The sequence below is a fragment of the Naumannella huperziae genome (assembly GCF_054073625.1).
Genome location: NZ_JBSXPH010000001.1, coordinates 1207754 through 1233245 on the forward strand (window position 1 = coordinate 1207754; position 25492 = coordinate 1233245).

Here is a 25492-nt window from a genome sequence, read left to right on the forward strand (position 1 = left end):
CTACCGCGCGGCAATCATCGAAGAAGGAGCCCCAGTGGCAAAGGCCAAGTTCGAGCGGAACAAGCCGCACGTCAACATCGGCACCATCGGGCACATCGACCACGGCAAGACGACCCTGACCGCGGCGATCTCGAAGGTGCTCCACGACAAGTACCCGAACCTCAACGAGGCGTCGCCTTTCGACCAGATCGACAAGGCTCCCGAGGAGCGTCAGCGCGGTATCACCATCTCGATCGCTCACATCGAGTACCAGACCGAGAACCGGCACTACGCCCACGTCGACTGCCCCGGGCACGCCGACTACGTGAAGAACATGATCACCGGTGCCGCTCAGATGGACGGCGCGATCCTGGTCGTGGCCGCCACCGACGGCCCGATGCCGCAGACCCGCGAGCACGTGCTGCTGGCCCGCCAGGTCGGCGTCCCGTCGATGGTCGTCGCGCTGAACAAGTGCGACATGGTCGACGACGAGGAGCTGATCGAGCTCGTCGAGATGGAGGTGCGCGAGCTCCTCACCGACAACGAGTTCGACGGTGACAACGCGCCGGTCGTGCGCGTCGCCGCGTACCCGGCCCTGCAGGGCGAGGAGAAGTGGACCGAGTCCATCCTCGAGCTGATGAACGCCGTGGACGAGTACATCCCGCAGCCGGAGCGCGAGATCGACAAGCCGTTCCTGATGCCGGTCGAGGACGTCTTCACGATCACCGGTCGTGGCACCGTCGTCACCGGCCGCATCGAGCGCGGTGTGGTCAAGGTCAACGAGACCGTCGACATCGTCGGTATCCGCGACGACAAGCAGACCACCACCGTCACCGGTGTGGAGATGTTCCGCAAGCTGCTCGACGAGGGCCAGGCGGGTGAGAACGTCGGCCTGCTGCTCCGCGGCACCAAGAAGGAGGACGTCGAGCGCGGCATGGTCGTGATCAAGCCGGGTTCGACCACCCCGCATACCGAGTTCGAGGCTCGCGTCTACATCCTGAACAAGGACGAGGGCGGGCGGCACAAGCCGTTCTTCAGCAACTACAGCCCGCAGTTCTACTTCCGTACCACCGACGTGACCGGTGAGATCAAGCTGCCCGACGGCACCGAGATGGTGATGCCCGGTGACAACACCGACATGACCGTCAAGCTGATCCACCCGATCGCCATGGAGGAGGAGCTGAAGTTCGCCATCCGTGAGGGCGGCCGCACCGTCGGCGCCGGTCGGGTGACGAAAATCCTCAAGTGATCGCTGCGCGATCAACGATCCTGAAGTGATCATCGGCTGAGGCCGCGCAAGGGCCCGGGACTCCGCAAGGAGCCCCGGGCCCTTTGCGTATTCTGGGCCGCGTCGGCGTAGAGTCGCCCGCGTGGCTGCAGGCCGGATGATCGCGACAGCATCCCGGCCCGCGACGGTCCTGCTCGCCGGGCTGGTTTTCATGATCGTCTTCGCGGCTGTCGCGCTGCATCCCGACGCGATGCCCGCCCCCGCTCCCGACCCGCTCACCGTCCTCGGCGCCGGACTCTTCGGCGTCGCCGCGGGAGCCGCGGCGGTGCTGACGGTGTCCCGCCTGCTGTGCGCGATCGGCTGGCGACGGCCGGAGCGGGGCGAGAACGCCGGCCCGGTACGCAACGAACTGACGCCCGGCGCCCGCGCGGCGGCCCGGGCCGCCATTGCGCCGGCGCTTGCCTGGGCCGGGTTCGCCGCGCTCGGCGTACCGTTCGCCATGGCAGGAGAGTCCGGCCGGCCGCTCGGTGCGGTCCTGGCCCGCCTCGGCGCCGACCTGCCGATCACCTCCGCCCCGCTCGGCTGGGCCCTCACCGCGGCGCTGGCCGCGCTGTCGGGCGCGCTGCTCGCGCGTGTTCGCACCTGGGCCGGGGCCATCGTGCTGCTCTGTCTCGCGCTGGCCGCCTGCATTCCGGCCGCGGCCCTCGCGGTGCCGCCCGGTCCCGGCGCGGACCTGCGTACCGACGCCGTCGGCCTGGCCGCGCCGGCGGCGGTGCTGGCGCTCGCCGCGGCCATCGCGGGGCAGCGCCGGGTCGCGGCCCGGGCCGCGACAGCAGCGGCCGCCGCCGCGGCTGCGGCGCTGCTGGCCCCGCTCACCGCGCCGGCGGGGGCCAGTCCGGGGCAACTCCTCGTCCTCGGCTACGGCATCGGACCGGGGCCTTCGGGGGCGAACTTTCTGCTCCCGGGCCGCCCGAACTTCCTACTTGCCGGGCTCGCCGTCCTCGCGGTGATCGCCTACCTGGCCGGGGTCCGGGCGCTGCGCCGCCGGGGCGATCGCTGGCCGGTGGGGCGGACCCTCGCCTGGGTCGTGGGCTGGCTGCTCGTGATCACGGTCGCGGTGACCCGGATCTGGCAGTACGGGGACATCAGCTTCCGCTATCACATGCTGGCGCACATGGTGCTGAACCTGATCGCTCCCGTGCTGTTGGTGCTCGGCGGTCCGCTCACCCTGGCGCTGCGCGCCCTGCGGCCCGGGCGGGCCGGCGGTGCCGGCAGCGCGCGGGACGCGATCGAGTCGATCATGACCTGGCGGCCACTGCGCGTGCTCGCGCACCCCGTCGTCATCTGGTTGATCTTCGTCGGCTCGTTCTACCTGCTCTACTTCTCGGGGCTGTTCGGACTGGCGATGGCGCGTCCCTGGTCGCACCAGTTGATCACCCTGCACTTCCTGCTCACGGGGTACGCTTTCTCCGCCGTCGTGATCGGCGTGGACCAACCGCCGCGCCCACTGCCGCACCTGGCTCGGCTCGCGTTCGTCTTCGCCGCCATGCCGTTCCACTCCTTCTTCGCGGTGATCGTGATGGACGCCGAGACCATCATCGGCGCCGCCTACTTCGCGGCCGTGGCGCCGGTGCCGCCGCTCGACCCGGTCGCCGAACAGGCCGCCGCCGGTCAGATCGCGTGGTTCATCGGCGAGATCCCTCTGCTGGCGACCGTCCTGATCCTGCTCGTGCACTGGTACCGCGCCGACCGCCGGGAGGCTCGGCGACGGGACAAGGCCATCGCCAGCGGACGGGACGAGGCGTACGAGGCCATCCAGCAGATGTATGCCGATCTCGCCCGCCACGACCGCGACTGACGTCGCCCGTCGCGGCCGCCGGGGTCACTCCGCCGGTCGGAGCAGCAGCCGGGGGGCGCCGGTCACCGGGTCGGTGACGAAGCCGCCGGAGACGCCGAAGACCCGGCGCAGGGTCGCATCGGTCAGCACCGCGTGCGGCGGCCCCGCGTCCACCAGCCGTCCGGAGTCCATGATCGCGAGCTGATCGGCGTACTGCGCCGCCAGGTCGAGCGAGTGCAGGGCGACCAGCACCGTCGGCCCGGAGCCCCGCAGCAGGGCCAGCAGTTCGAGCTGGTGACGCGGATCGAGATGATTGGTCGGTTCGTCCAGCAACAACAAGATCGGCTGCTGGGCCAGCGCGCGAGCGATCAGCACCCGTTGCGCCTCGCCGCCCGACAGCGTCGACAGGGGCCGGTCCGCGAACTGCGCACACCCGGTGCGCCGCATCGCGTCCTCGGCAATGGCGTGGTCGGCCGGACCGGGACGGTCGAACGTGCCCAGGTGCGGGGTACGCCCGAGCAGCACCATCTCGCGGGCGGTGAAGTCGAAACCCCCGCCGGCGGCCTGACCGACGACCCCCACCCGTCGCGCCGCCTCCGCGCGCGGTAGCCGGGCAAGATCATCGCCGTCGAGCACCGCGGAACCGGCGCTCGGGCGCAGGGCGCCGTAGATCGCCCGGAGCAGCGTCGACTTGCCCGAGCCGTTCGGGCCCACCACGGCGCACACCTCGCCGGTCCCGATCCTGAGGTCGATCCCGTGCAGGATCGGGTCGACGAAGCCCGCGACGAGCCCGTCGATCACCAGCCGCCCGGTGCTCACAGGCTCACCTGGCCGGTCGCGCTGCGGCGTACCGCGATCACGAAGGCGGGCGCACCGACCAGGGCGGTCATGATCCCGATCGGGATCTCGATCGGCGACAGCAGGGTGCGGGCGGCGGTGTCGGCGGCGAGCACCAGGAACGCCCCCAGCAGCAGCGACACCGGCAGCGAGCGGCGATGGTCGGCGCCGACCAGGATCCGGGCCAGGTTCGGCACCACGAGACCCACGAATCCGACCGGCCCACAGACCGAGACGACGGTGCCGATCACCAGCGAAGCCAGGACGAAGAAGATCAGCCGGGCGACGGTGGGGGAGACCCCGAGCGAGACGGCGGCGTCGTCGCCGAGCGAGAGCGCGTTCAGCCGGCCGGCGAGCAGCAAGATCACGCCCAGCAGCGGGATCACGATCACCGAGCTGATCACCAGCAGCGGCCATTGCGCCCCGGACAGGCTGCCCAGCAGCCAGAACATGACCTGACGGGTGGCGTCCGCGGAATTGCCGCGGAGCAACAGGTACGAGGTGATGCCCGCCAGCAGGTGACCGGCCGCCACGCCGATCATGATCAGCCTCCCCGGCAGCAGCCGGCCGTGCCGGCGGGCCAGCGCGAAGACCGCGATCCCCGTGGCGGCACTGCCCAGGAACGCCGCGAACGGCAGGGTGAGCTGCCCGGCCGCCGTCGCACCGAGGGTGGTCAATACGATCACCGCGCCCACGCTGGCGCCGGACGACAGGCCCAGCACATACGGGTCCGCCAGCGGATTGCGGACCAATGCCTGGATCACCGCCCCGCCGGCCGCGAGGCCCGCCCCGACTACCAGCGCCTGCGCGACGCGCGGTACCCGCAACTCCCAGACGATGTAGTCCAGCGGGCCCGCGCCCGGACGGCCGGAGAGATGCGCGCCCACCGAGCCGATCACCTCCGTCAGCGGGATCCGGACCGCGCCGACCGTCACCGCGAAGGCGGCGCAGCAGACCAGCAGCACCGACCCGGCGAGCAGCACGAGCGGCAGCGGCAGTCCGGCCCAGAGCGCGCCGGGTCGGCTCGGCAGCAGCGGCCGGGCGCGCCAGCCATCGGGATTGGCCATCGGATCGGCGGCCTCAGCGGGTCGCGGCCTCGTTGATCAGCTTCGCGGCACGGGGATTCAGCACGCTGGGGGAGAGAAGGATGCTCTGCGGCACGGCGACGATCCGATCCTCGCGGACCGCGGTGGTGTTCGCGAGCAGCGGCGAGGCCTTGATCGCCGCGACCAGATCCTCGGGCGACTCGGGCCCGAGCCCGGTCACGGCCACGATGAGCTGGGGGTCGCGGGTCGCCACCTCCTCCGCCGACAGATCGGCGAAGTCGGCGTTCACCGAACCGGCGATGTTCTCCCCGCCGGCCAGCGTGTAGATGCCGTTGGCCAGGCTCGACGCGCCCTGGGTCTTCACGCCCTGCCCGCCCGTCGGCGCCGCCGACAGCCCGAGGATGCGTACCGGCTCCGCCCCGGGATCGATGCGCGGCAGCTCCCCGCGCAGTCGATCGTTCAGCGCCGCGGCCTCGTCGGGTACGCCGAGCACCCGGCCCAGCTCGTCGACGTAGCGGTAGGTGTCGTCGATCCCGGTGCTGGCCCGGCCCGCCGCGGTGTCACAGGCAACGACGACCCGCGCGCCGTTCTCGGCAAGCTGGTCCAGGGTCGGCGTACCGTCGAAGGCGCCGAACTCGTACAGCGAGATGCCGGTCACCAGATCGGGCTCGGCCGCCAGGACCCGCTCGCGGTTGCCGCGGCCGGGGTCGATCACCTTGATCCGATCCAGCTCGCGGCGCAGCTCGCCGTCGAACGCCTCGGTGAAGTCGGGCGCCGCGGTGCCGACGATCCGGTCGGCCTGGCCCAGCTCGACCAGGAACGCCGCCGCGCCGGAATCCATGGTGACGATCCGCTCCGGCGCGGGCCCGTCCGCCGCCGGCGGGGGGCACTGGGGCGCGCCGCCCATGTCCATTCCCCCGTCACCGCCCTTACCGTCGCCGCCCTTGCCGCCGCCCATGTCCATGCCGCCGGATGGCATGGGCGTGTTCATGGCGGTCGGGCCGGTGCCGGCGGACGCGCAGCCGGCGAGCGGGGCAAGGATCAGGACGCCGGCCAACAGGGCGGGACGCAGACGCATGTGAAGATTCCTCCGGATGATGACGAATGGTGGGCCCGCGGTGCCGCGGGCGCCTTCCGGGGTGGCAAGCGGGCGGCCGTCACGGCGTCCCGGTCGCCCTGGCGATCGGCTCCGGAGTTTGTAGCACGATCACGAGATCGGCGGATTCCCCCGGGCCGTATCGGTCGCGCGCCGGCGCGGATAGCGCCGCAGCCGCAGGCTGTTGCCGACCACGAAGACCGACGACAGCGACATCGCCACGCCGGCGATCAGCGGGTTCAACAGCCCGGCCGCGGCGAGCGGGATGGCAGCCACGTTGTAGGCAAAGGCCCACACCAGGTTGCCGCGGATCGTCCGCAGGCTCGCGCGGGCCAGACCGATCGCGTCGGCGATCACCGACAGATGCCGGCGGACCAGGATCATGTCGGCCGACTTCACCGCCAGATCGGTGCCGTGCAGCACGGCCAGCCCCAGGTCGGCGGAGGCGAGAGCGGCCGCATCGTTGATCCCGTCGCCGACCATCGCGACCCGGTGCCCGGCATCCTGCAGCGCGCGTACCGCGTCGACCTTCCCGGTGGGCAGGACATCGCCGATCACCCGGTCGACGCCGAGGTCGCGGCCGACCCGCTCGGCGGCGATCGCCCGGTCACCGGTGAGCAGCACCGTGGTCAGGCCCAACGCCCGCAGTTCGGCGACGGCCTCCGGCGCCGAGTCGACGACCTCATCCGCGACCCCGAGCACGCCGATCACGGCGCCGTCGCGGACGACGAAGACGCAGGTACGCGCGGCCGCCTCGCCCTCGGCGACCGCGGCCTCGGCCGTGGGGGGTACGCCGATGCCGCGCTCGTCCAGCAGCGCCGCGCTGCCGATCAGCACCTCCGAGCCGTCCACCGTGGCGGCGGCACCGAGGCCGGGCAGCGCCCGGTGCCCGACCGCGGCCGGCGCCTCGCCCGGATGAGCGGCGGCGATCGCCCGGCCGATCGGGTGCTCGGAGTGCCGCTCGGCGGCCGCGGCGATGGCCAACAACTCCGCCCGGGCGACCCCGAGCGGCAGCACCTGCTCGACGGTCATCTCACCGCTGGTCACGGTGCCCGTCTTGTCGAGCACGACCGTGTCGATGACCCCGGAGGCCTCCAGCGCGTCCGGCCCCTTGATCACGATGCCGAGCTGACCCGCGCGGCCGATGCCGACCATCAGCGCGGTCGGCGTCGCGAGACCGAGGGCGCACGGGCAGGCGATGATCAGCACCGACAGCGCGGCATTGAACGCGTCGCGCGCACCGTGTCCGGTCAGCAGCCAGCCGGCGAGCGTACCGGCCGCGATCAGCAGCACGATCGGCACGAAGACCGACACCACGCGGTCGACCAGCCGCTGCACATTGGCCTTGCGGGCCTGCGCCTGTTCGGCGAGAGCGGCCATCTGGGCGAGCTGGGTGCGCTCGCCGGTGCGCTGCGCCTCGATGATCAGGGCGCCGGTCAGATTGATCGTCCCGCCGAGCACCTGGCTGCCCGGTTCGACCTCGGCCGGGACGGGCTCGCCCGTCATCATGGCCGTGTCGACGGCCGAGCGGCCGGTGAGCACCAGCCCGTCCGCGGCGAGCTTCTCGCCGGGGCGTACCGCGAAACGATCACCCGGACGCAGCGACGCCGCCGGGACCGCCCGCTCGGTGCCGTCGGCGTCGATCACGCGCGCCTCGCTCGCCGCCAGCCGGGTCAGCGCGGTCAGCACGTCGTGGGCAGAGCGGCGGGCCTTCGCCTCGAAATAGCGTCCCGCCAGCAGGAAGGTGGTGACCGCTGCCGCCACCTCCAGATAGATCGCGTCCGCGCCCGCCGGCGTCACGCCGTAGCCGAGCCAGTATCCGGGCTGCGCCGGCGAGCCCAGCAGGAGCGAGATCACCGACCAGAAGAACGCGGCGAGGACGCCGAGCGAGACCAGCGTGTCCATGCTGAACGCCCCGTGCCGCAGGTTGCGGATGGTCGCCGCGTGGAACGGCCACGCCGACCAGAAGACGACCGGGATCGCCAGCGCGACGCACAGCCACTCCCAGCCGGGAAAGCGCAGGCCGGGGACCAGCGCCAGCACGATCGCGAGATTGCTGAGCGGCACGGTCAGCACCGCCGCCACCGCCAGCCGACGCAGCAGCATCCGCGCCCGGTCGGGGGCCGAGGTCTCGTTGGGGTCGGCATCGGCCGCGACCGGCGCGGCGTGGTAGCCGGCCCTCTCGACGGCGGCGACGAGATCGGGGGTGCGCGCGGCCGGCAGCCCGGTGATCACCGCGCGCTCCGTCGCGAAGTTGACCACGGCGTGGGCGCCGTCGACCTTGTTCAGCTTCTTCTCGATCCGATTCGCGCAGGCAGCACAGGTCATCCCGCCGAGCTCGAGCTCGATGCGGGTGGCCTGTTCGCTGCGGCTGGTCGCCGGGGCCGTCACGATCCGCCTCGCTGGTCGGTACGCGCATCCTGCTCGGCGAGCGCGGCCAGCATCTTCTGGTACTCCTGATAGGCGTCGTCATGGCCGGCATCCATCGCCCGGTCCCGGCGGCGGGCCTCGCGGCGGTCGGTGCGGAACCACTGGGCCAACAAGATGATCACCACCGCGAGCAGGGGGATCTCGCCGATCGCCCACGCGATCTGGCCGCCGACCTCCTGGTCGGTGGCGAGGTCTGGTGCCCAGGCGAGCTCCAACGAGAGGAAGTAGTTGGCGCCGATCAGCACGCTCGCGCCCATCACGATCACCGCATAGAAGGCGTGGAAGGGCATCGCGGCGAAGACATAGCCCAGCCGGGCGATGTGCGGCAGCGAGCGCGGTGGCTGGTCGACGCCGATCACGACCGCGTAGAACCAGAAGCCGACCAGCAGGAAATGGAAGGTCATCAACTGGTGCGCCCAGTGGAAGCGCATGCCGAGCTCGAACAGCGACGAGAAGTAGATCAGGTAGAACGAGCCGACGAACAGCAGCCAGACCAGCAGTGGGTGGGCCAGCACGTGCAGCACCCGCCAGCCCATGATCGACTCCGCCGCGTCCCGAGGACTGCCGAGCGCCCCCGCCGCGGCCGGCCGCCACAGCCGCAGGCAGAGCGTCAGCGGCCCGCCGAGCACCAGCAGCACCGGAGCGATGACGTTCAGGGTCATGTGGACGATCATGTGGTAGCGGAAGCTGGTCGAGCCGTACTGCCAGACCTGGGAAGTGGCAAGGAAGCCGACGATCAGCCAGCCGGCGGTCCAACTGATCGGTCGGACGAGCGGCCAGGCGTCGCCTCGTCGGCGGAGCCGCGCGTACCCGATCAGGTACGCGACGATCGCGAACGCCGCGACGGAGGCGAGCAGCAGGTTGGGCCGGCCCGGCGTCAGCAGGTCGGGAAGGGCCGGGCCGGTGGGCACCTCGTAGCCGAGGTAGTTGTCCTGCGGGGACTGCGGTACGCGGAAACGCGGCGGAAAGAGCGCGAGCAGCGCGACCTGGGCGCCGAGGACGAGCGTGCCGATGCCGAGGGCTGCCCGCGCCCGGGTGAGGGTCGGCCGCCAGCCGATGATCACCAGCACCGCCAACAGGGCCACCAGGCCGAGGGCGACCATCCCGTATCTGGACTGCCACGGCGCGGTGCCGGCGAGCTCGAAGATCAGCACCCCGACCCGGCAGGCGAGGGCGACCAGGCCGGCGATGATCACGATCCGCCGCACGCGCCGGGCCGCGGCCGGGTCGTCGTCGCCGCGGCGGAGGTAGGCCCACAGCGTGCCGAGCGCCAGCGCGAGCGCGGGCGTACCGATGATCGCCGCGTCGGTCGCGAGATCGTGATCGCGACCGACCGACACCTGGGCGGTGACGACCGTCGGCAGGCTGAGGGCGAGCGCGACGCCCGTGCCGGCGAGCGCCGCGGGCCAGGAGCGGGCAAACAGGCAGGCGGCGCCGAGCCCGAGCGCGGCGAGCGCGGTGAACAGCCAGGTCGGGGTGGTCTGGGTCGCGGCGAGGAAGCTGCCCGGGTCGGCGAGGGCGTAGCGGACGGGTACGCCGAGCCCGTTCGCGCCGGCGAACGGCGTCTGGACCAGCGCCACCAGGCCCCAGCCGAGCGCCCAGATGCCGGCGCGGCGCAGGCGATAGGCGTCAGCGTCGGACAGGGCCCAGCGGGCGCCGGTCTCCGAGCGCGCGGGCCGGCGCCAGAACAGGGCCACCTCCAGCAGGCTGCCGGTGGTGCCGAGCGCGCAGACGAGCGCGAGCAGGCCGAAGGCCGCGGCGCCGACCTGGGTGAACAGCTCCTGTTCGGTGAATCCGTCCAGCGGCGGTTCGGACTGGCGCAACCAGACCCCGAGACCGGCGATGAGTGCGGCCCCGAGCAGGGCGGGCCAGCCGATCGGGCGGGCGGATTCGGGCACTGTGGGCAACTCCTGGCTGGCCGGGGCGAAACAGCGTCAGCCTACGCGCGTGCGCGGGCGAGGCCTATTTCGCGCGACCGGGGCGGTGCGGCCGGCCAGCCGCACTTTTCTGGCCGGGAGCGCCGCCCGTGCCGGCCCGAACCGCGTGCCGGCGGGATTCCCGTCGATCGGTCGCGGGCTCGGCGCCAGGAAGGTGCGGATCGCGCCGGGCGCTGATCCAGCGCCACATCCGGCACACAGGCATCTAAGCATTCCTTAAGATCATTTGAGAACCTCTCAGTGTGCTCTTAGCCTCGGGCGGTGACGGCGGGGCGCGAGGGCCCCCGCAAGCACCGACGAAGGGTGAGAAACCGATGAACAAGCGAAGCATCGTCCTGCGGACCGCGGTCGGCGCGGCCGCGACGACCGGCGTCCTGCTGGCCGGCGCGGCCGGCATCGCCCAGGCCGCCACCGGCGAGGAGCGGGACTGCCAGCAGCAGACGGCACGGCAGGCCAACAGCTTCGAACGGTCCGCGGACTCCGGCGACGAGCGTTCGGCGGGGCAGGGCCGCGAGCGAGGCACGAACACCGACGGCGACGAGCGGGGCGAGGAAGCTCGCGGAGATCGCTCGAGCGGCGACGACGAGCGTTCCGGCGAGCACCGGTCGGGCGGTTCCGGCGGGGCGTCCGGTGCCGCCCGGCAGGCCTCCACCGGCGACCCGGACGTCAGCGGCGCGAACGGGCTGAGCGGCAACGCGCAGGCCGCGCTCGACGACATCCGCGAGGAGTTCCCGGAGATCTCCACGATCGGCGGGGTGCGCAACGACCCGGGCTCGGATCACAACGACGGCCGGGCGCTCGACATCATGATCCCGAACTATGACTCCGCGCAGGGGCGCGCGCTCGGCGACCGCGTCGCGGCGTACCTGCGCGACAATGCCGACCGCTACGACGTCAGCTACGTGATCTGGCAGCAGCAGATCTGGAACGTCCAGCGCGCCGACGAGGGCTGGCGCGACATGGAGGATCGCGGTTCGGACACCCAGAACCACCGCGACCACGTGCACCTGTCGGTGAACTGATCCGACGAGCGGTGACGGTCCCCGGCGGGTAGCCGGGGGCCGTCGCCGTCTCGGCGTCAGCTCCGGGTCAGCAGTGCGACCGGCAACCGCGCGAACAGCTCGGTCACGGCGACCTGCCCGGCGTGCTCGGCACCGGTCAGCTCGTCGCGCCACGTCCCGTCGGGCAGGGTCACCGCGGTCTCGCCCCAGCCCGTCTCGCCGAGGGAATAGGGAAGCCGGGTGACCAGGGTGATCGCCCCGCCCCGGTCGAAGCCCAGCAGATGCGGCGCCGCGGGACCGTTCGCGACCACCGGCCGGTAGCCGCTGAACAGCTCGGGCCGGTCGCGGCGCAGCCGCAGCGCCTGCCGGGTCACCCACAGCTTCGCCGCGCCCGAGTCGTCGACCGGCGGGGCGGCGTTCAGCCCCGCCAGCCGTGCGCGTCGGCGCTGGTAGTCCACCGGCCGCCGATTGTCGGGATCGACCAGCGAGTCGTCCCACAGTTCGGTGCCCTGATAGACGTCGGGTACGCCGGGCGCCGTGAGCTGGATCAGCTTCTGGGCCAGGGCATTGGACCAGCCGGGCTGTTCGACCAGTGTCTCGAGGCGGGCCAGCTCGTCGGCCAGGCCGGCGTTGTCGAACACCGCATCGACGGCGGCCAGCACACCGGCCTCGAAGTCGGCGTCGGGGTCGGTCCAGCTCGTGTGCACCGCGGCCTCGCGCATCGCCTTCTCGGCATAGGCCCGCAGCCGCTCGCGCGCCCCCGGATCGTCGCGGTCCGGCCCGAGCCCGATGATCACCTGGGCGAGCAGGTACCCCAGCGGGCGGTCGCTGATCCCGGTCGTGGTCAGGTACGCCTCGGCGAACCGCGTCCAGTGCTCGCCCAGCTCCGACAGCACCGCCAGCCGCGCGCGGACGTCCTCGCCGCGCTTCGTGTCATGCGTGGACAGGGCGGTCATCGCCTCGGGCCAGTCGCGCTGTCGGCGTACCTGTGCGGCGTGGAACGCGTCGGTCGGCAGGCCGAAGCGGCCGGCGTCGCCGCCGACCTCGTTCAGCGCGACGAATCGGGCGTACCGGTAGAACGCGGTGTCCTCGGTGCCCTTGGCCATCACCGCGCCGGTGAACTGCTGGAACCGCACGGCGAGCTCGTCGTCGGGATCGGTCAACCGGGCCAGCACCCGGTCGCGCAGCGGGTGGTCGATGGCACCGGCCGCCGCATCGAGCAGCTCGCGTCCGCGCGGCAGATAGGACCGGTACGCCTCGAACTCCACCGCCAGCATGATCAACAACCCCGTGAGCTGCCCCGGGTCGAACTCCGGGGCCAACCGGGTCATCCGGTTCAGCTCCGCGCGCAGCAACTCGCTCGCCGCGCGCCGCTTGCCCTCCCGGACGTGGGCGCGCGCGGACAGTTGATCATCAGTCAGCTCCCGGTAGACGCGGTCGAGCCCCGCGGCCGCCGAGGCGTCGACCAGGACGCCGGTGAACTCGTTCAGCGCGTCGTAGCCGGTGGTGCCGGCGACCGGCCAGGGCGGCAACTGCTCGCCGGGCTCGAGGATCTTCTCGGCCACCAGCCAGGCATCGGGCGCGAGCGCGGACAGCCGGCCGAAATAGTCCGCCGGGTCGGCCAGGCCGTCGGGGTGGTCGACCCGCAGCCCGCTGATCTCGGCGCGCCCGACCCAGCGGGCGACCCGTTCGTGGGTGGCGTCGAAGACCTCGGGGTCCTCCTGGCGTATCCCGGCCAACGAGGTGATCGTGAAGAAGCGTCGGTGTCGCAACTCGGCGTCGCCGCGCCGCCAGTTGATCAGTCGGTACGCCTGGCGTTCCAGCACCGCGCTGAGTGAGTCGCCCGGCTGCCAGGTCCCCGGCGCGAGCGGGAACCGGTGGTCGAAGTAGCGCACCTCGCCGCCGTCCTCGGTCGGGACCAGGCGCAGGTCGCCGGGGTCGGCATCGTCGCCCAGCACGGGCAGCAACAGTGGGCCGGCCGCCCAGTCGATGTCGTACCAGTCGGCATTCGGGGAGTCCTGGCCAAGGCGCAGCACGCTCCACCACGACGGGTTCTGCGCGGGATCGGCGACGCCGAGGTGGTTCGGCACGATGTCGACCACCAGGCCGAGGCCGGCACTGCGGGTCGCCTCGACCAGCGCCCGCCAGCCGGCCTCGCCGCCGCGCTCGGGATCGATCCGGGTCGGGTCGACCACGTCGTAGCCGTGGGTCGAGCCGGGGGTCGCCGCGAGCACGGGCGAGACGTAGACCGCGCCGACGCCCAGCTCGGCCAGGTACGGGACCGTCGCTGCCGCGTCGAACAGCGTGAAGTCGGCGTTCAGTTGCAGCCGATAGGTCGACGTGGGTGCGCGCACACGCCGACCCTAGTGCGGGCGGCCCGGCCGGGGGAGTGGCCCGCGATTCGGGGTCCGACGCGGGCTCAGCGGTAGTGGGTGAAGCTCGCGACGAGGATCAGCAGTTGGGCGACGATGCTGACGCCCAGCGCCACCGGCACGACGAAGTCGAATGGTGCGAGGAGCAGGAAGGCGGCCAGCGCGGCGCCGCCGCCGACGATCGCGATGCCGGAGCCGATCCGCAGCCAGAGCAGATTCGGGTCGCTCTTCGCATCGAGGGCCAGGCAGAGCAGGACCACGGTGGCCAGCGCCCCGACCAGCGCCACCGATGCCGCGATCGCCATCGGCAACTGGCCGGTCAGGTAGCCGATGATCGCGGTGCCGAGCCCGGCACAGGAGACGAATGCGCAGACGGTGCCGACGATCAGCGAGACCGAGGCGCGCGCGGGAGCGGCCCGGCGCGGGGCAGCGGCGGAAACGGGCTCGGCCGGGCTGCTCATGTCCTCAACGATAGCCCGCCGCCGGATTTGGCCTCGCGGGCGATGTCTGCCAGAATCTACGGGTTGCCTCGACAAGGTCGCCGGGGCGTGCCGTGCGCCGACGAGCTCCTCCGGGAGAGCGCTGCGCGGGGTACGCCGCACCGAGAGATCAACCGCACAGGGCGGAGCGGATCGCAAGATCCCGCCGGCCGGACACAATCAACGAGCAGGGATTTCCGTGCTTGTCGTGCGTCCAGGGCCTGCGACACGCCCGACCGCGGGGGTCGGAGCAACGCGGTCGGCACCGCGGTGCCCGGCCAACGTACAAGTGACTCGAGAACAGCGAGGCACTCGGACAACGAGCGCCGCGACGGATCGCCCCCGGGGGTGGTCGGCGGAGACACGTGCAGGGACGAGAAGAGGACGAACTGTGGCGGGACAGAAGATCCGCATCAGGCTGAAGGCCTATGACCACGAGGTCATCGACACCTCGGCGCGCAAGATCGTCGACACGGTCACGCGTACCGGTGCGACGGTCGCCGGGCCGGTGCCGCTGCCGACGGAGAAGAACGTGTACTGCGTGATCCGTTCGCCGCACAAGTACAAGGACAGCCGCGAGCACTTCGAGATGCGTACGCACAAGCGACTGATCGACATCATCGATCCCACCCCGAAGACGGTCGACTCGCTGATGCGCCTCGACCTGCCGGCGGGCGTGGACATCGAGATCAAGCTCTGAGGAACGACGCCAAGATGACGACTACCGAACGCAAGGTGAAGGGTCTGCTGGGCACCAAGCTCGGCATGACCCAGCTCTGGGACGAGAACAACCAGGTCGTGCCTGTGACCGTGATCCAGGCCGGGCCCTGTGTGGTCACCCAGGTCCGCACGCCGGAGAAGGACGGCTACTCCGCGGTCCAGCTCGGCTTCGGCACCGTGAAGCCCAAGCGCGTGAACAAGCCCGACGCCGGCCACTTCGGCGCCGCCGGCGTCACGCCGCGCAAGCACCTGGTCGAGCTGCGCACCACCGATGCCGCCGACTACGAGCCGGGCCAGGAACTGACCGCCGAGGTCTTCGAGCCGGCCGAGATCGTCGACGTGACCGGTGTCAGCCGCGGCAAGGGCACCGCCGGTGTCATGAAGCGGCACGGCTTCGCCGGCCTGCGCGCCTCGCACGGTGTGCACCGCAAGCACCGCTCGCCGGGCTCCATCGGCGGCTGCGCCACCCCGGGCCGGGTGTTCAAGGGCCTGCGAATGGCCGGCCGGATGGGCGTCGACCGCGTGACCGTGCAGAACCTGCAGGTGCACTCGGTCGATCCCGAGCGCGGCCTGATCCTGGTCAAGGGCGCGGTGCCCGGGGCCAAGGGTGGCCTCGTTGTCCTGCGCAGCGCCGCCAAGAAGGGAGACGTTGTGAACGGAGGTAGCGGGGCATGACCGCCAACATTGACGAGCGCGCCACCGAGACGGCGGGCACCCGGACCGACGTGAGCGTCGACATCGTCGACGTCGCGGGCAAGAAGTCCGGCACCGCCGAACTGCCGGGCGCGATCTTCGACACCCAGACCAACATCCCGCTGATCCACCAGGTCGTGGTGGCCCAGCTCGCCGCCGGTCGCCAGGGCACCCACGACACCAAGACCCGCGGCGAGGTCCGCGGCGGTGGCGCCAAGCCGTGGCGGCAGAAGGGCACCGGCCGCGCCCGCCAGGGTTCGCGCCGCGCCCCGCAGTGGACCGGCGGCGGTGTCGTGCACGGCCCGACCCCGCACGGCTACAGCCAGCGGACCCCGAAGAAGATGGTCGCCGCCGCCCTGCGCGGTGTGCTGTCCGACCGGGCCCGCGACGGCCGCATCCACGTCGTCTCCGGCCTGGCCGGGGAGACCCCGAACACCAAGGCCGCCGTGGCCGCCGTCCGCGCGGTCGCCGGTGCGGGCAAGGTGCTCGTGGTGCTGACCCGCGACGAGGACGTGGCGTACCTGTCGCTGCGCAACGTTGCCGACGTGCACCCGCTGGCCGTCGACCAACTGAACGCCTACGACGTGCTGGTCGGCGACTCGGTGGTCTTCACCGAGGGTGCGCTGGAGCAGTTCGTCGCCGGCCCGCAGACCGGCAAGGGCGCGAAGGCCACCGCTCGGGAGAGCGAGGCGAGCTCCGGCGCTGCCGGGGCCACCGTGGCCGACACCACGGCCGACGAGGCCGATGCGCCGTTCGGTGAGGGCTCCTACCGCGGTGAGAACCCGCCGGCCGGGTTCGACATCAAGGGCAACGAGGACTCGATGAAGTTCCACGCCCCCGACTCGCCGTGGTACGCCCGGACGATCGCCGAGGTCTGGTTCGCCAGCGCCGAGGCCGCCGAGCGCGCCGGATTCGTCAATGCGGTCGCTGCGACCGATGACTCGGAGGACGACAAGTGACTGACGCGCTGAAGATCCGCGACCACCGCGACATCCTGCTCGCGCCGGTCGTCAGCGAGAAGAGCTACGGGCTGATCGACGAGAACAGCTACACCTTCGTCGTCGCTCCCGATGCCAACAAGACCGAGATCAAGATCGCCGTCGAGAAGGTGTTCGGCGTGAAGGTCACCCGGGTCAACACCCAGAACCGCAAGGGCAAGGCCCGCCGGACCCGCTTCGGCACGGGCAAGCGCCCCGACACCAAGCGCGCGATCGTCACGGTCGCCGACGGTGAGCGGATCGACATCTTCGGCCAGGCCGGCGCCTGAGCCGGGGTAGAGAGACAGGACTGGAGACCTCATGGCCATTCGCAAGTACAAGCCGACAACCCCGGGCCGTCGCGGCTCGTCGGTTGCCGACTTCGCCGAGGTGACCCGCTCGACCCCGGAGAAGTCGCTGCTGGCACCGAAGAAGAAGTCCGGCGGACGCAACAACACCGGCCGGATCACCACCCGTCACATCGGCGGCGGTCACAAGCAGGCGTACCGCCTGATCGACTTCCGTCGCTGGGACAAGGACGGTGTGCCGGCCAAGGTCGCGCACATCGAGTACGACCCCAACCGGACCGCCCGGATCGCGCTGCTGCACTACGCCGACGGCGAGAAGCGCTACGTGATCGCGCCCGTCGGCCTGGCCCAGGGCTCGGTCGTGGAGGCCGGCGAGGGCGCCGACATCAAGCCCGGCAACAACCTGCCGCTGCGCAACATCCCGGTCGGCACCACGGTGCATGCCGTCGAGCTGCGCCCCGGTGGCGGCGCCAAGCTCGGCCGCAGCGCCGGCGCGGCGATCCAGCTCGTCGCCCGCGAGGGCAAGATGGCGACGCTGCGCATGCCGTCCGGTGAGATGCGGATGGTCGACGTACGCTGCCGCGCCACGGTGGGCGAGGTCGGCAACGCCGAGCAGTCCAACATCAACTGGGGCAAGGCCGGACGCAACCGCTGGAAGGGCAAGCGCCCGACCGTCCGCGGCGTCGTGATGAACCCGGTCGACCACCCGCACGGTGGCGGCGAGGGCAAGACGTCTGGTGGTCGCCACCCGGTGTCGCCGTGGGGCAAGCCCGAGGGCCGCACCCGCAACCCGAACAAGGCGAGCAACCGCCTGATCGTCCGCCGCCGCAAGACCGGCAAGAAGCGCTGAGCAGGAGTCACTGAGAGATGCCACGCAGCTTGAAGAAGGGCCCGTTCGTCGACGACCACCTGATGAAGAAGGTGGACGTGCAGAACGAGAAGGGCACCAAGAACGTGATCAAGACCTGGTCGCGCCGTTCGATGATCGTGCCGGACATGCTCGGGCACACCATCGCCGTGCACGACGGTCGCAAGCATGTCCCGGTCTTCGTGACCGAGGCCATGATCGGCCACAAGCTCGGGGAGTTCGCGCCCACGCGTACCTTCCGGGGCCACATCAAGGACGACCGCAAGTCGCGTCGCCGCTGATCGAGGAAGCAGAAGATGAGTACTGATACGCAAGCCCGGCCCAGCCGACGCGCTGCGCTGCTCGGAGATCGGCCGGGGAGCTTCGCCATCGCGCGGCACGTCCGGATGTCGCCGACGAAGGTACGCCGGGTCGCCGATGTGGTCCGCGGGATGGATGTCACCGAGGCCCTCGACGTGCTGAAGTTCGCGCCGCAGGCCGCGAGCGAACCCGTCTACAAGGTCGTCGCGAGCGCCGCCGCCAACGCGGCCGACACCGACGACCTGGCCGCCGACGACCTGTTCGTCTCCCAGGTGTTCGTGGACGAGGGCGTCACCCTGCGCCGGATCCGCCCGCGCGCCAAGGGCTCGGCGAGCCGGATCATGAAGCGCGGCAGCCACATCACCGTGGTGGTCGAGCCCAAGGAGGCGCGTACCGCGCAGGGCCGCAAGAAGACCGACAAGTCCACCGACGAGCAGAAGGAGGCCTGAGCATGGGTCAGAAGATCAACCCGAACGGCTTCCGCCTCGGTGTGACGACCGACCACACCACCCGCTGGTACGGCGACAAGAACTACTCCGAGAACGTCGCCGAGGACATCAAGGTCCGCGAGTGGCTGGCCAAGAACCTCGAGCGCGCGGGCATCTCCTCGGTGGAGATCGAGCGTCGCTCCGAGCGGCTGACGATCTTCCTCTACGCCGCCCGACCGGGCATCGTGATCGGCCGCAACGGCGCCGAGGCCGAGCGCGTCCGCGCCGAGCTGGAGAAGCTGACCGGCAAGCAGGTGCAGTTGAACATCCTCGAGGTGAAGAACCCCGAGATCGATGCCCAGCTCGTCGCCCAGGGCGTTGCCGAGCAGCTCGCCGCCCGGGTGGCGTTCCGCCGCGCGATGCGCAAGGCGCAGCAGACCGCGATGCGGGCCGGCGCCAAGGGCATCCGGATCAAGTGCTCCGGCCGCCTCGGCGGTGCCGAGATGAGCCGCTCGGAGTTCTACCGCGAGGGCCAGGTGCCGCTGCACACGCTGCGCGCCGACATCGACTACGGCTTCTTCGAGGCCCGTACGCCGTTCGGCCGGATCGGTGTGAAGGTGTGGATCTACAAGGGCGACGTGTCGGGCTCGCGTACCGAGCGCGCCGCTCAGAAGGCCGCCCGGCAGAACGCCCAGGGCCGCCAGCGCCCGGGACGCGGCCGCCGCGGCGACCGCCCCGACCGCGGTGACCGTCCGGAGCGCGGTGGCGCCCGCCGGCGCGAGGGCGCTGCCCCGCGCGGCGACGCGCAGCGCACCGAGTCGGCGCCCGCCGAGAACGCCGGCGCGCAGGCTGCGCCGGCTGAGAACACAGGAGCGTGAGGACATGCTGGTTCCCCGCAAGGTGAAGTTCCGCAAGCAGCACCACCCCAAGCGCCGCGGCATGGCCAAGGGCGGCACCGAGCTGGCGTTCGGCGACTATGGCATCCAGGCCCTCGAGCCCGCCTATGTCACCAACCGGCAGATCGAGTCCGCGCGTATCGCGATGACCCGGCACATCAAGCGTGGCGGCAAGGTCTGGATCAACATCTACCCCGACCGCCCGCTGACCAAGAAGCCGGCCGAGACCCGGATGGGGTCGGGCAAGGGCTCGCCCGAGTGGTGGGTCGCCAATGTCAAGCCCGGACGGGTGATGTTCGAGCTGTCCGGTGTGGACGAGTCCGTGGCCCGCGAGGCCATGCGGCTCGCGATCCACAAGCTGCCGATGAAGGCGCGCTTCGTGACGCGCGAGGGAGGTGACGCCTGATGGCGAAGTCGCTTGTTGCCGCGGACCTGCGCGGCCTGAACCGGGATGCCCTGAACGACAAGGTGTCCGAGCTGAAGGAGGAGCTGTTCACGCTCCGCTTTGCCGCCGCGACCGGTCAGCTCGAGTCGCACGGCCGGCTGCGCGCCGTCCGCAAGGACATCGCGCGGATCTACACGGTCCTCCAGGAGCGCAACCTCGGCATCGTCGCCGAGCCCGCCGAGTCCGAGACCACGACCACCGAGAAGGCATGATCATGAGCGAAGCGACGACCGAGCAGAGCGAGGGGACCGCGCCGGAGCGCACCGCGCGCAAGGTGCGTACCGGCTATGTGGTCAGCGACAAGATGGACAAGACCATCGTGGTCGCCGTCGAGGACCGCAAGAAGCACGCCCTTTACGGCAAGGTGCTGCGGCAGACCGTCCGGCTCAAGGCCCACGACGAGAACAACGACGCCGGCCTCGGCGACCGGGTGCGGATCGTCGAGACCCGCCCGCTGAGCAAGTCCAAGCGCTGGCGCCTGTTGGACATCCGCGAGAAGGCCAAGTGATCGAAGCCCGCACCGGTTGACCGACGTACGCGCAGGGCCCGCCTCCCGATCGGAGGCGGGCCTTTCGCGTACCCGCCGATGATCATCGGCGCGACCGGCCTGCGTACCCGGAGCGGGCCAATAGGCTTAGCGGGTCGAGCTGTGCGTGAGGGACGAACCCATGAGGAGGGGATGTGCGGCACTCGTGGCGTTGGGTCGTAGCGGGCGGGCTGAGCGTGCTCGGGTTTGTCGGCTGCGGGTCGCCGCCCGGCGCCCCGACGCAGGCGAGCGACCCGCCCGCGGCGACCGGGCCTTCGGCGGGGTCGCCGAGCGGTTCGTCGGCCGGTTCATCGAGCCCGGCGCCCACACCGAGCCCGACGCCGAGCGCCGACCCGACAAAGCTCAAGCCGGGCGCGAATCACAACAACGCCGCCTCGGCGTACGTCTACTCGGCGAAGGACGTCAACCGCTGGCTGGTCGAGGGCGAGAAGGCGGCGGGCTATCCCAGGAACAAGATCGCGTTCCTGACCTTCGACGACGGGCCGACGAACAGCTCGACGCCGCGGGTGCTGGACATCTTGAAGAAGGAGAAGGTCCCGGCGACCTTCTTCTACATCGCCGGCCCGAAGGCCCTCGGCAAGGCCGACAAGTCGCTGGTCAGGCGCACCATCGCCGAGGGGCACGCGATCGACATCCACAGCTACTCCCACGACTACAGCGAGCTGTACCCCGGCGGGCGTGGGAACGCCAAGCAGGTGGTGGCGGACAACGAGAAGGCGTTGGCGGCGATACGCAAGGTGCTCGGCCCCGACTATGCGGTGCACGGCTATCGGTACCCGGGCGGGCACCAGTCGTGGAAGGGCCTGGACGAGGCCGACGCGGCGATGGCCAAGAAGGATCGCTACTGGATCGAGTGGAACGCCCTCGACGGGGACGGCGACGCGGAGGCGCCGGCATCGTCGGAGGCGGCCGCCGAGCTGGTGTCGTCCACCCTTGCCGAGTCCGGCAACCCGGGCGTGGCCGTCGTCTTGCTGCACGACTACAAGGACAACGACCTGACCATCGGTGCGCTGCCCACGATCATCGAGGACCTGCGCTCCGACGGCTACGAGTTCGGCGTCATCGACTGACCGACGTCCGTGGGCCCGGGCCGGGGCCGGTCCGGGAGGAACCCGGCGTTTCGATCAATGCGTCCGGATGGCGGGTCAACCATCGGCACCCGGCCCGGGACAACGCTGGTGGCATGGGTGATCGACGTGCGCTCGCGGCGCTGTTCCTCGGCAGTTTCTCGCTGGTCTGTTCGGAGTTCCTGCCGCCCGGCCTGCTGACGGCGATGGCGGGCGACCTCGACACCAGCGAGGGCGTCCTCGGGCTGTCGGTCAGCGCCACCGCACTGACGGCGCTGGTCTCGGCGATCGGCCTCGGCTCGTTGCTGCCGCGGCTGGACCGGCGGCGGCTGCTGGTCGGCCTGGCCGCGCTTGCCGCGGTCTCCGACACGATCGTCGCGATCGCGCCGAATGTCGTGGTGCTGATCGGTGCCCGGCTGCTGCTCGGCGTCGCGGTGGGTGGCTTCTGGTCGCTGGCGCTGGTGGTGGTCAGCCGCATCGTCGCCGCCGATCGGATCGGCCGCGGAATGCTGGTGGTGAATGCGGGGACGATGGTCGCCACCGTGGCCGGCGTACCGCTCGGCGTGCTGGTCGGCGGCGCGCTCGGCTGGCGGGCGACCTTCGGGCTGGCGGCCGCGCTGTGCGCGCTCGCCGCGGTCGTGCTGGCGCTGGCGCTGCCGGCCGTCGCCCCGGCACCCGGCACGGGATGGGCGGCGCTGCGGCGCGTGTTCGGCGTACCGGGTCTGGCCGTCGGCCTGCTCGGGATCGTGGCGTCGGTGGGCGCGCACTTCGCCGGCTACACCTACCTGCGGCCGGCGATCGCGCTGGCCGCCGATCCGTCGGAGGCGTTCGCCGCCGGGGTGCTGACGGCCTTCGGCATCGGTGCGCTGATCGGCAACGTCGTGATCGGCTGGATCACCGATCGCTGGCTACGGGTGATCGTGGCCGTGGTGCCGCTGACCATCGCGTCCGCTCTGGTCGCGCTGGCGCTGCTGCGCGGCCAGGCGGTCGCGGTGCTCGTTGCCGTCGTCTGGGGCGTCGCCTTCGGCAGCGTGATCAACGTGATCTCGGCCTGGGTGACGAGGCTCGCCCCCGACCGGGTCGAGCCGGCCAATGCCGCCGCCACGGGCTCCTTCCAGCTCGCCATCGTGGCGGGGTCGGCGCTCGGCGGCCTCGGCGTCGACACGATCGGGCCGGTCGGCAGCTACCTGATCGCCGCGGCGGCCGGCGTGCTCGGCGCCGTGCTGCTCGTGGTCTCGCTCGCCGCGGCCCGGGCGACCGAGCCGGCGCCGGCCCGCTGAGCCTCGCGCCAGCGCTGCGGCGTGGTGCCGCGGTGCCGGTCGAACGCCCGCCCGAACGCGGCCGTCGAGCCGTAGCCGACCTCGCGGGCGACCTGCCCGATCGTCAGCTCCTCGCGCCGCAGCAGCGACTCCGCCCAGCGCATCCGGACCTCCGCGAGATAACGCAACGGCGGTACGCCGACGGCGGCGCGGAAGCGCTCGGCGAAGCCGGACCGCGAGCTGAGCGCCACCCGGGCCAGCGCTGCGACGGTCCACTCCGCGCCCGGCGTCTCGTGCAGCGCCGCCAACGCCCGCGCGATGCCGGGATCGCTCAGCCGGAGCAGCCAGCGATCCGGCGCGCAGCCGCGCTCGCGCCAGGCCCGCAGCAGCATCGAGCACAGCAGCGTGGTGGCCCGGTCGCAGACCGGATTGGCGGGCCGCTCGGCCACATTGGTCACGATGTCGGCCAGCAGGTCGACGGCCAGTGGCTCGTCGCGGGCCAGGTCGGTCAGCACGATCCGGTCCGGCAGTTGGCCGGCGGCGGCGGGGGTGTGGTCGGCACCGAGCCGGGCCAGGCGCAGGTCGGTCGGGGCCAGGGCGTGGACCTCGTGGCGTACCCCCGTCGGCGTGAAGAGCAGATCGCCCGCCGCGAGATCGGTGCGGGACCCGGCGGTGCCGCGTACCCGGACCAGGCCCGCGCGTACCTGCAGCACACCGGGCTCACGCAACTCCAGCCACGATCCCGCGCCGAGCTGATGGTCCTCGCCCGCGACGAATGTCCAGTCCAGGCCCAGCAGCAACCGGTCGAAGGCGTCGTCTCCCATGGTTCTCCCTCTGCTCGCCACCGCTAGCCTAGGCCGCCCGCCCGCGCCGGCGGGTGCGTCTCGGGCCCCCGCCGGCCGAGCGTCCGGCCGCGATTTCGTCCCGGCCGCCGCGGTGGGTTACGCTGTACCGGTTGCGCAGGACTGTGCCCGTGGAATCTCACGCCGACGGGGACCTTTTCTGGGCAGCGCACCACATCGTCCGTTCCACCAGGCCTGCCAGGGCCGCGTCGTCTGCGCGCGTTCGGTGGGAACCGGTGAGACAACCAGGAGACACAACACATGATCCAGCAGGAGTCGCGACTGAAGGTCGCCGACAACACGGGTGCCAAGGAGATTCTCTGCATCCGCGTTCTCGGTGGCTCGGGTCGCCGCTACGCCGGCGTCGGTGACACCATCGTGGCCACCGTCAAGGACGCGATCCCCGGCGGCAACGTGAAGCGCGGCGAGGTCGTCAAGGCCGTCATCGTGCGCACCGTCAAGGAGCGTCGCCGCGCCGACGGTTCCTACATCAAGTTCGACGAGAACGCGGCCGTCATTCTGAACAACAACGGCGAGCCGCGCGGTACGCGCATCTTCGGCCCCGTCGGCCGGGAGCTGCGCGAGAAGCGCTTCATGCGCATCGTCTCGCTCGCCCCGGAAGTCATCTGAAAGCGTTTGGTGGTCTGAGATGAACAGCCTGCATGTGAAGAAGGGCGACCGCGTCAAGGTGGTCGCCGGCAAGGACAAGGGCCTGGTCGGCGAGATCATCGCCGTCTACCCCGAGGCCAACAAGGTCACCGTCCAGGGCGTGAATGTCGTCAAGCGGCACGTCCGCGAGACCGCGACCCCGCAGGGCAAGAAGGTCGAGGGCGGGATCATCAGCTCCGAGGCCCCGATCCACGCCTCCAATGTCCAGTTGGTGGTGAAGGTCGACGGCGAGGAGGTCGTCACCCGGATCGGCCACGAGCGCCGCGAGGTCACCAAGCGTCGCCCCGACGGCACCGAGTACCCGGCCTTCCGCAGCGTCCGGATCGCGAAGAAGACCGGAGAGGAAATCTGATGAGCGCAGATGTCACCGAGCGCACGCTGCCGCGACTGAAGGAGCGCTACCGCTCCGAGGTCGTGCCGGCGCTGCAGAACGAGTTCAATTATCCCAACGTGATGCAGGTCCCCGGCCTGGTCAAGATCATCGTCAACATGGGCGTCGGCGAGGCGGCCCGGGATTCCAAGATCATCGACGGCGCGATCCGCGACCTGACGACGATCACCGGGCAGAAGCCGCAGGTCACCAAGGCCCGCAAGTCGATCGCCCAGTTCAAGCTGCGTGAGGGGCAGCCGATCGGCGCCCACGTCACCATGCGCGGCAACCGGATGTGGGAATTCGCCGACCGGCTGCTCAGCCTGGCGCTGCCCCGGATCCGCGACTTCCGTGGTCTGAACTCCCACCAGTTCGACGGCCAGGGCAACTACACCTTCGGTCTCACGGAGCAGGTCATGTTCCACGAGATCGATCCCGACAAGATCGACCGGGCGCGGGGGATGGACATCACCTTCGTCACCTCGGCGACCAATGATGACGAAGGCCGGGCCCTGCTGAAGAACCTGGGCTTCCCCTTCAACGACAACCCGAAGCCGGCCAAGGCCCGCCGCGGCCCGGCCTACGCACGACGGAAGTGATCAACTGATGGCGAAGACCGCACTCAAGGTCAAGCAGTCCCGCAAGCCGAAGTTCGGTGTCCGGGGCTACACCCGGTGCAACCGCTGTGGCCGACCCAAGGCCGTGTTCCGCAAGTTCGGCCTGTGCCGGATCTGCCTGCGCGACCTGGCCCACCGCGGCGAGCTGCCCGGCGTCACCAAGTCCTCGTGGTGACCACCACCCTCTGAACCGAACGGGGAAGGTCCCGGGCCGGATCGCCGAGCCGCGGGAAACCATTCCGAG

At 71.3% G+C, this 25492-nt stretch carries 28 protein-coding genes; 20 read left to right on the forward strand and 8 right to left on the reverse strand.

The window, feature by feature from the left end; genetic code table 11:
* The first annotated feature begins 34 nt into the window (after positions 1 to 34).
* Complete coding sequence (gene tuf / locus ACXDC7_RS05710; RefSeq protein ID WP_179444425.1) at positions 35 to 1228, forward strand: elongation factor Tu; 1194 nt, start codon at positions 35 to 37, stop codon at positions 1226 to 1228.
* 121 nt (positions 1229 to 1349) lie between these two features.
* Positions 1350 to 3065, forward strand: a complete 1716-nt coding sequence (locus ACXDC7_RS05715; protein WP_459221500.1) for a cytochrome c oxidase assembly protein — start codon at positions 1350 to 1352, stop codon at positions 3063 to 3065.
* A 24-nt stretch (positions 3066 to 3089) separates the two neighbouring features.
* Here ACXDC7_RS05715 and ACXDC7_RS05720 read toward each other — a convergent pair whose 3' ends face one another.
* The 5 genes from ACXDC7_RS05720 to ACXDC7_RS05740 all read right to left on the reverse strand — a co-directional run bounded on the left by ACXDC7_RS05720 (position 3090) and on the right by ACXDC7_RS05740 (position 10351).
* Positions 3090 to 3863, reverse strand: coding sequence for an ABC transporter ATP-binding protein (locus tag ACXDC7_RS05720; RefSeq protein ID WP_459221501.1), 774 nt, complete (start codon positions 3861 to 3863; stop codon positions 3090 to 3092).
* Positions 3860 to 4948, reverse strand: coding sequence for a FecCD family ABC transporter permease (locus ACXDC7_RS05725; protein ID WP_179444422.1), 1089 nt, complete (start codon positions 4946 to 4948; stop codon positions 3860 to 3862). Before ACXDC7_RS05725 ends, ACXDC7_RS05720 begins: the two co-directional genes overlap by 4 nt.
* A gap of 13 nt (positions 4949 to 4961) precedes the next feature.
* Complete coding sequence (locus ACXDC7_RS05730) at positions 4962 to 6005, reverse strand: ABC transporter substrate-binding protein (protein WP_459221502.1); 1044 nt, start codon at positions 6003 to 6005, stop codon at positions 4962 to 4964.
* A gap of 129 nt (positions 6006 to 6134) precedes the next feature.
* The gene (locus ACXDC7_RS05735) at positions 6135 to 8417 is read right to left on the reverse strand and encodes a heavy metal translocating P-type ATPase (RefSeq protein ID WP_459222805.1); all 2283 of its coding nucleotides are present in this window, start codon (positions 8415 to 8417) and stop codon (positions 6135 to 6137) included.
* Entirely contained in the window at positions 8411 to 10351 is a 1941-nt protein-coding gene (locus tag ACXDC7_RS05740; protein ID WP_459221503.1) for a cytochrome c oxidase assembly protein, read from the reverse strand. Before ACXDC7_RS05740 ends, ACXDC7_RS05735 begins: the two co-directional genes overlap by 7 nt.
* A 353-nt stretch (positions 10352 to 10704) precedes the next feature.
* Here ACXDC7_RS05740 and ACXDC7_RS05745 point away from each other — a divergent pair, with 353 nt between their 5' ends.
* Positions 10705 to 11412, forward strand: a complete 708-nt coding sequence (locus ACXDC7_RS05745) for a hypothetical protein (protein ID WP_459221504.1) — start codon at positions 10705 to 10707, stop codon at positions 11410 to 11412.
* Between the two features lie 56 nt (positions 11413 to 11468).
* Here the strand turns inward: ACXDC7_RS05745 and treY are convergent, their stop codons facing one another.
* Both treY and ACXDC7_RS05755 read right to left on the reverse strand, forming a co-directional pair.
* Positions 11469 to 13745 carry a malto-oligosyltrehalose synthase gene (treY, locus tag ACXDC7_RS05750; protein ID WP_459221505.1) on the reverse strand — a complete coding sequence of 759 codons (2277 nt, stop codon included), beginning with the start codon at positions 13743 to 13745 and terminating at the stop codon, positions 11469 to 11471.
* A gap of 65 nt (positions 13746 to 13810) precedes the next feature.
* Positions 13811 to 14224, reverse strand: coding sequence for a hypothetical protein (locus tag ACXDC7_RS05755; RefSeq protein WP_179444418.1), 414 nt, complete (start codon positions 14222 to 14224; stop codon positions 13811 to 13813).
* Between the two features lie 409 nt (positions 14225 to 14633).
* On the opposite strand from ACXDC7_RS05755, the gene rpsJ reads away from it, so the two are divergent.
* The 13 genes from rpsJ to ACXDC7_RS05820 all read left to right on the forward strand — a co-directional run bounded on the left by rpsJ (position 14634) and on the right by ACXDC7_RS05820 (position 22771).
* The gene (gene rpsJ / locus ACXDC7_RS05760; RefSeq protein WP_039345402.1) at positions 14634 to 14942 is read left to right on the forward strand and encodes a 30S ribosomal protein S10; all 309 of its coding nucleotides are present in this window, start codon (positions 14634 to 14636) and stop codon (positions 14940 to 14942) included.
* A 14-nt stretch (positions 14943 to 14956) separates the two neighbouring features.
* Positions 14957 to 15637, forward strand: a complete 681-nt coding sequence (gene rplC / locus ACXDC7_RS05765) for a 50S ribosomal protein L3 (protein WP_459221506.1) — start codon at positions 14957 to 14959, stop codon at positions 15635 to 15637.
* A complete protein-coding gene (gene rplD, locus ACXDC7_RS05770; RefSeq protein WP_459221507.1) occupies positions 15634 to 16614 on the forward strand; it encodes a 50S ribosomal protein L4, sunset domain variant in 981 nt (326 codons plus the stop codon). Before rplC ends, rplD begins: the two co-directional genes overlap by 4 nt.
* Entirely contained in the window at positions 16611 to 16922 is a 312-nt protein-coding gene (rplW, locus tag ACXDC7_RS05775; RefSeq protein WP_343045856.1) for a 50S ribosomal protein L23, read from the forward strand. Before rplD ends, rplW begins: the two co-directional genes overlap by 4 nt.
* A gap of 31 nt (positions 16923 to 16953) precedes the next feature.
* Positions 16954 to 17790, forward strand: coding sequence for a 50S ribosomal protein L2 (gene rplB, locus ACXDC7_RS05780; protein WP_179444415.1), 837 nt, complete (start codon positions 16954 to 16956; stop codon positions 17788 to 17790).
* Positions 17791 to 17807: 17 nt separating this feature from the next.
* Positions 17808 to 18089, forward strand: coding sequence for a 30S ribosomal protein S19 (rpsS, locus tag ACXDC7_RS05785; RefSeq protein ID WP_179444414.1), 282 nt, complete (start codon positions 17808 to 17810; stop codon positions 18087 to 18089).
* A 15-nt stretch (positions 18090 to 18104) separates the two neighbouring features.
* Positions 18105 to 18557: a 50S ribosomal protein L22 gene (gene rplV / locus ACXDC7_RS05790; RefSeq protein WP_179444413.1), complete on the forward strand. Its 453-nt coding sequence runs from the start codon at positions 18105 to 18107 to the stop codon at positions 18555 to 18557.
* Between the two features lie 2 nt (positions 18558 to 18559).
* Positions 18560 to 19414 (forward strand): 30S ribosomal protein S3, encoded by an 855-nt coding sequence (gene rpsC, locus ACXDC7_RS05795; protein ID WP_179444412.1) that lies wholly within the window; start codon positions 18560 to 18562, stop codon positions 19412 to 19414.
* Positions 19415 to 19418: 4 nt separating this feature from the next.
* Positions 19419 to 19838 carry a 50S ribosomal protein L16 gene (rplP, locus tag ACXDC7_RS05800; protein WP_179444411.1) on the forward strand — a complete coding sequence of 140 codons (420 nt, stop codon included), beginning with the start codon at positions 19419 to 19421 and terminating at the stop codon, positions 19836 to 19838.
* A complete protein-coding gene (rpmC, locus tag ACXDC7_RS05805) occupies positions 19838 to 20089 on the forward strand; it encodes a 50S ribosomal protein L29 (protein ID WP_179444410.1) in 252 nt (83 codons plus the stop codon). The genes rplP and rpmC overlap by 1 nt, the downstream gene beginning before the upstream one ends.
* A 2-nt stretch (positions 20090 to 20091) precedes the next feature.
* Complete coding sequence (gene rpsQ / locus ACXDC7_RS05810) at positions 20092 to 20385, forward strand: 30S ribosomal protein S17 (RefSeq protein ID WP_179444409.1); 294 nt, start codon at positions 20092 to 20094, stop codon at positions 20383 to 20385.
* 173 nt (positions 20386 to 20558) lie between these two features.
* Positions 20559 to 21494 (forward strand): polysaccharide deacetylase family protein, encoded by a 936-nt coding sequence (locus ACXDC7_RS05815; RefSeq protein ID WP_459221508.1) that lies wholly within the window; start codon positions 20559 to 20561, stop codon positions 21492 to 21494.
* A 113-nt stretch (positions 21495 to 21607) separates the two neighbouring features.
* On the forward strand, positions 21608 to 22771 hold the full coding sequence (locus ACXDC7_RS05820; RefSeq protein ID WP_459221509.1) for an MFS transporter: 1164 nt from the start codon (positions 21608 to 21610) through the stop codon (positions 22769 to 22771).
* Here ACXDC7_RS05820 and ACXDC7_RS05825 read toward each other — a convergent pair.
* On the reverse strand, positions 22675 to 23574 hold the full coding sequence (locus tag ACXDC7_RS05825) for a helix-turn-helix domain-containing protein (RefSeq protein ID WP_459221510.1): 900 nt from the start codon (positions 23572 to 23574) through the stop codon (positions 22675 to 22677). The genes ACXDC7_RS05820 and ACXDC7_RS05825 overlap by 97 nt on opposite strands.
* 279 nt (positions 23575 to 23853) lie before the next feature.
* On the opposite strand from ACXDC7_RS05825, the gene rplN reads away from it, so the two are divergent.
* Genes rplN through ACXDC7_RS05845 form a run of 4 tightly spaced genes read left to right on the forward strand, consistent with a single transcriptional unit; the run spans position 23854 to position 25423 of the window.
* On the forward strand, positions 23854 to 24222 hold the full coding sequence (gene rplN, locus ACXDC7_RS05830) for a 50S ribosomal protein L14 (protein ID WP_179444405.1): 369 nt from the start codon (positions 23854 to 23856) through the stop codon (positions 24220 to 24222).
* Between the two features lie 19 nt (positions 24223 to 24241).
* Entirely contained in the window at positions 24242 to 24613 is a 372-nt protein-coding gene (gene rplX / locus ACXDC7_RS05835; RefSeq protein WP_179444404.1) for a 50S ribosomal protein L24, read from the forward strand.
* Positions 24613 to 25230 carry a 50S ribosomal protein L5 gene (gene rplE, locus ACXDC7_RS05840; protein ID WP_179444403.1) on the forward strand — a complete coding sequence of 206 codons (618 nt, stop codon included), beginning with the start codon at positions 24613 to 24615 and terminating at the stop codon, positions 25228 to 25230. The genes rplX and rplE overlap by 1 nt, the downstream gene beginning before the upstream one ends.
* 7 nt (positions 25231 to 25237) lie before the next feature.
* Positions 25238 to 25423, forward strand: coding sequence for a type Z 30S ribosomal protein S14 (locus ACXDC7_RS05845; protein ID WP_179444402.1), 186 nt, complete (start codon positions 25238 to 25240; stop codon positions 25421 to 25423).
* Positions 25424 to 25492 lie beyond the last annotated feature (69 nt).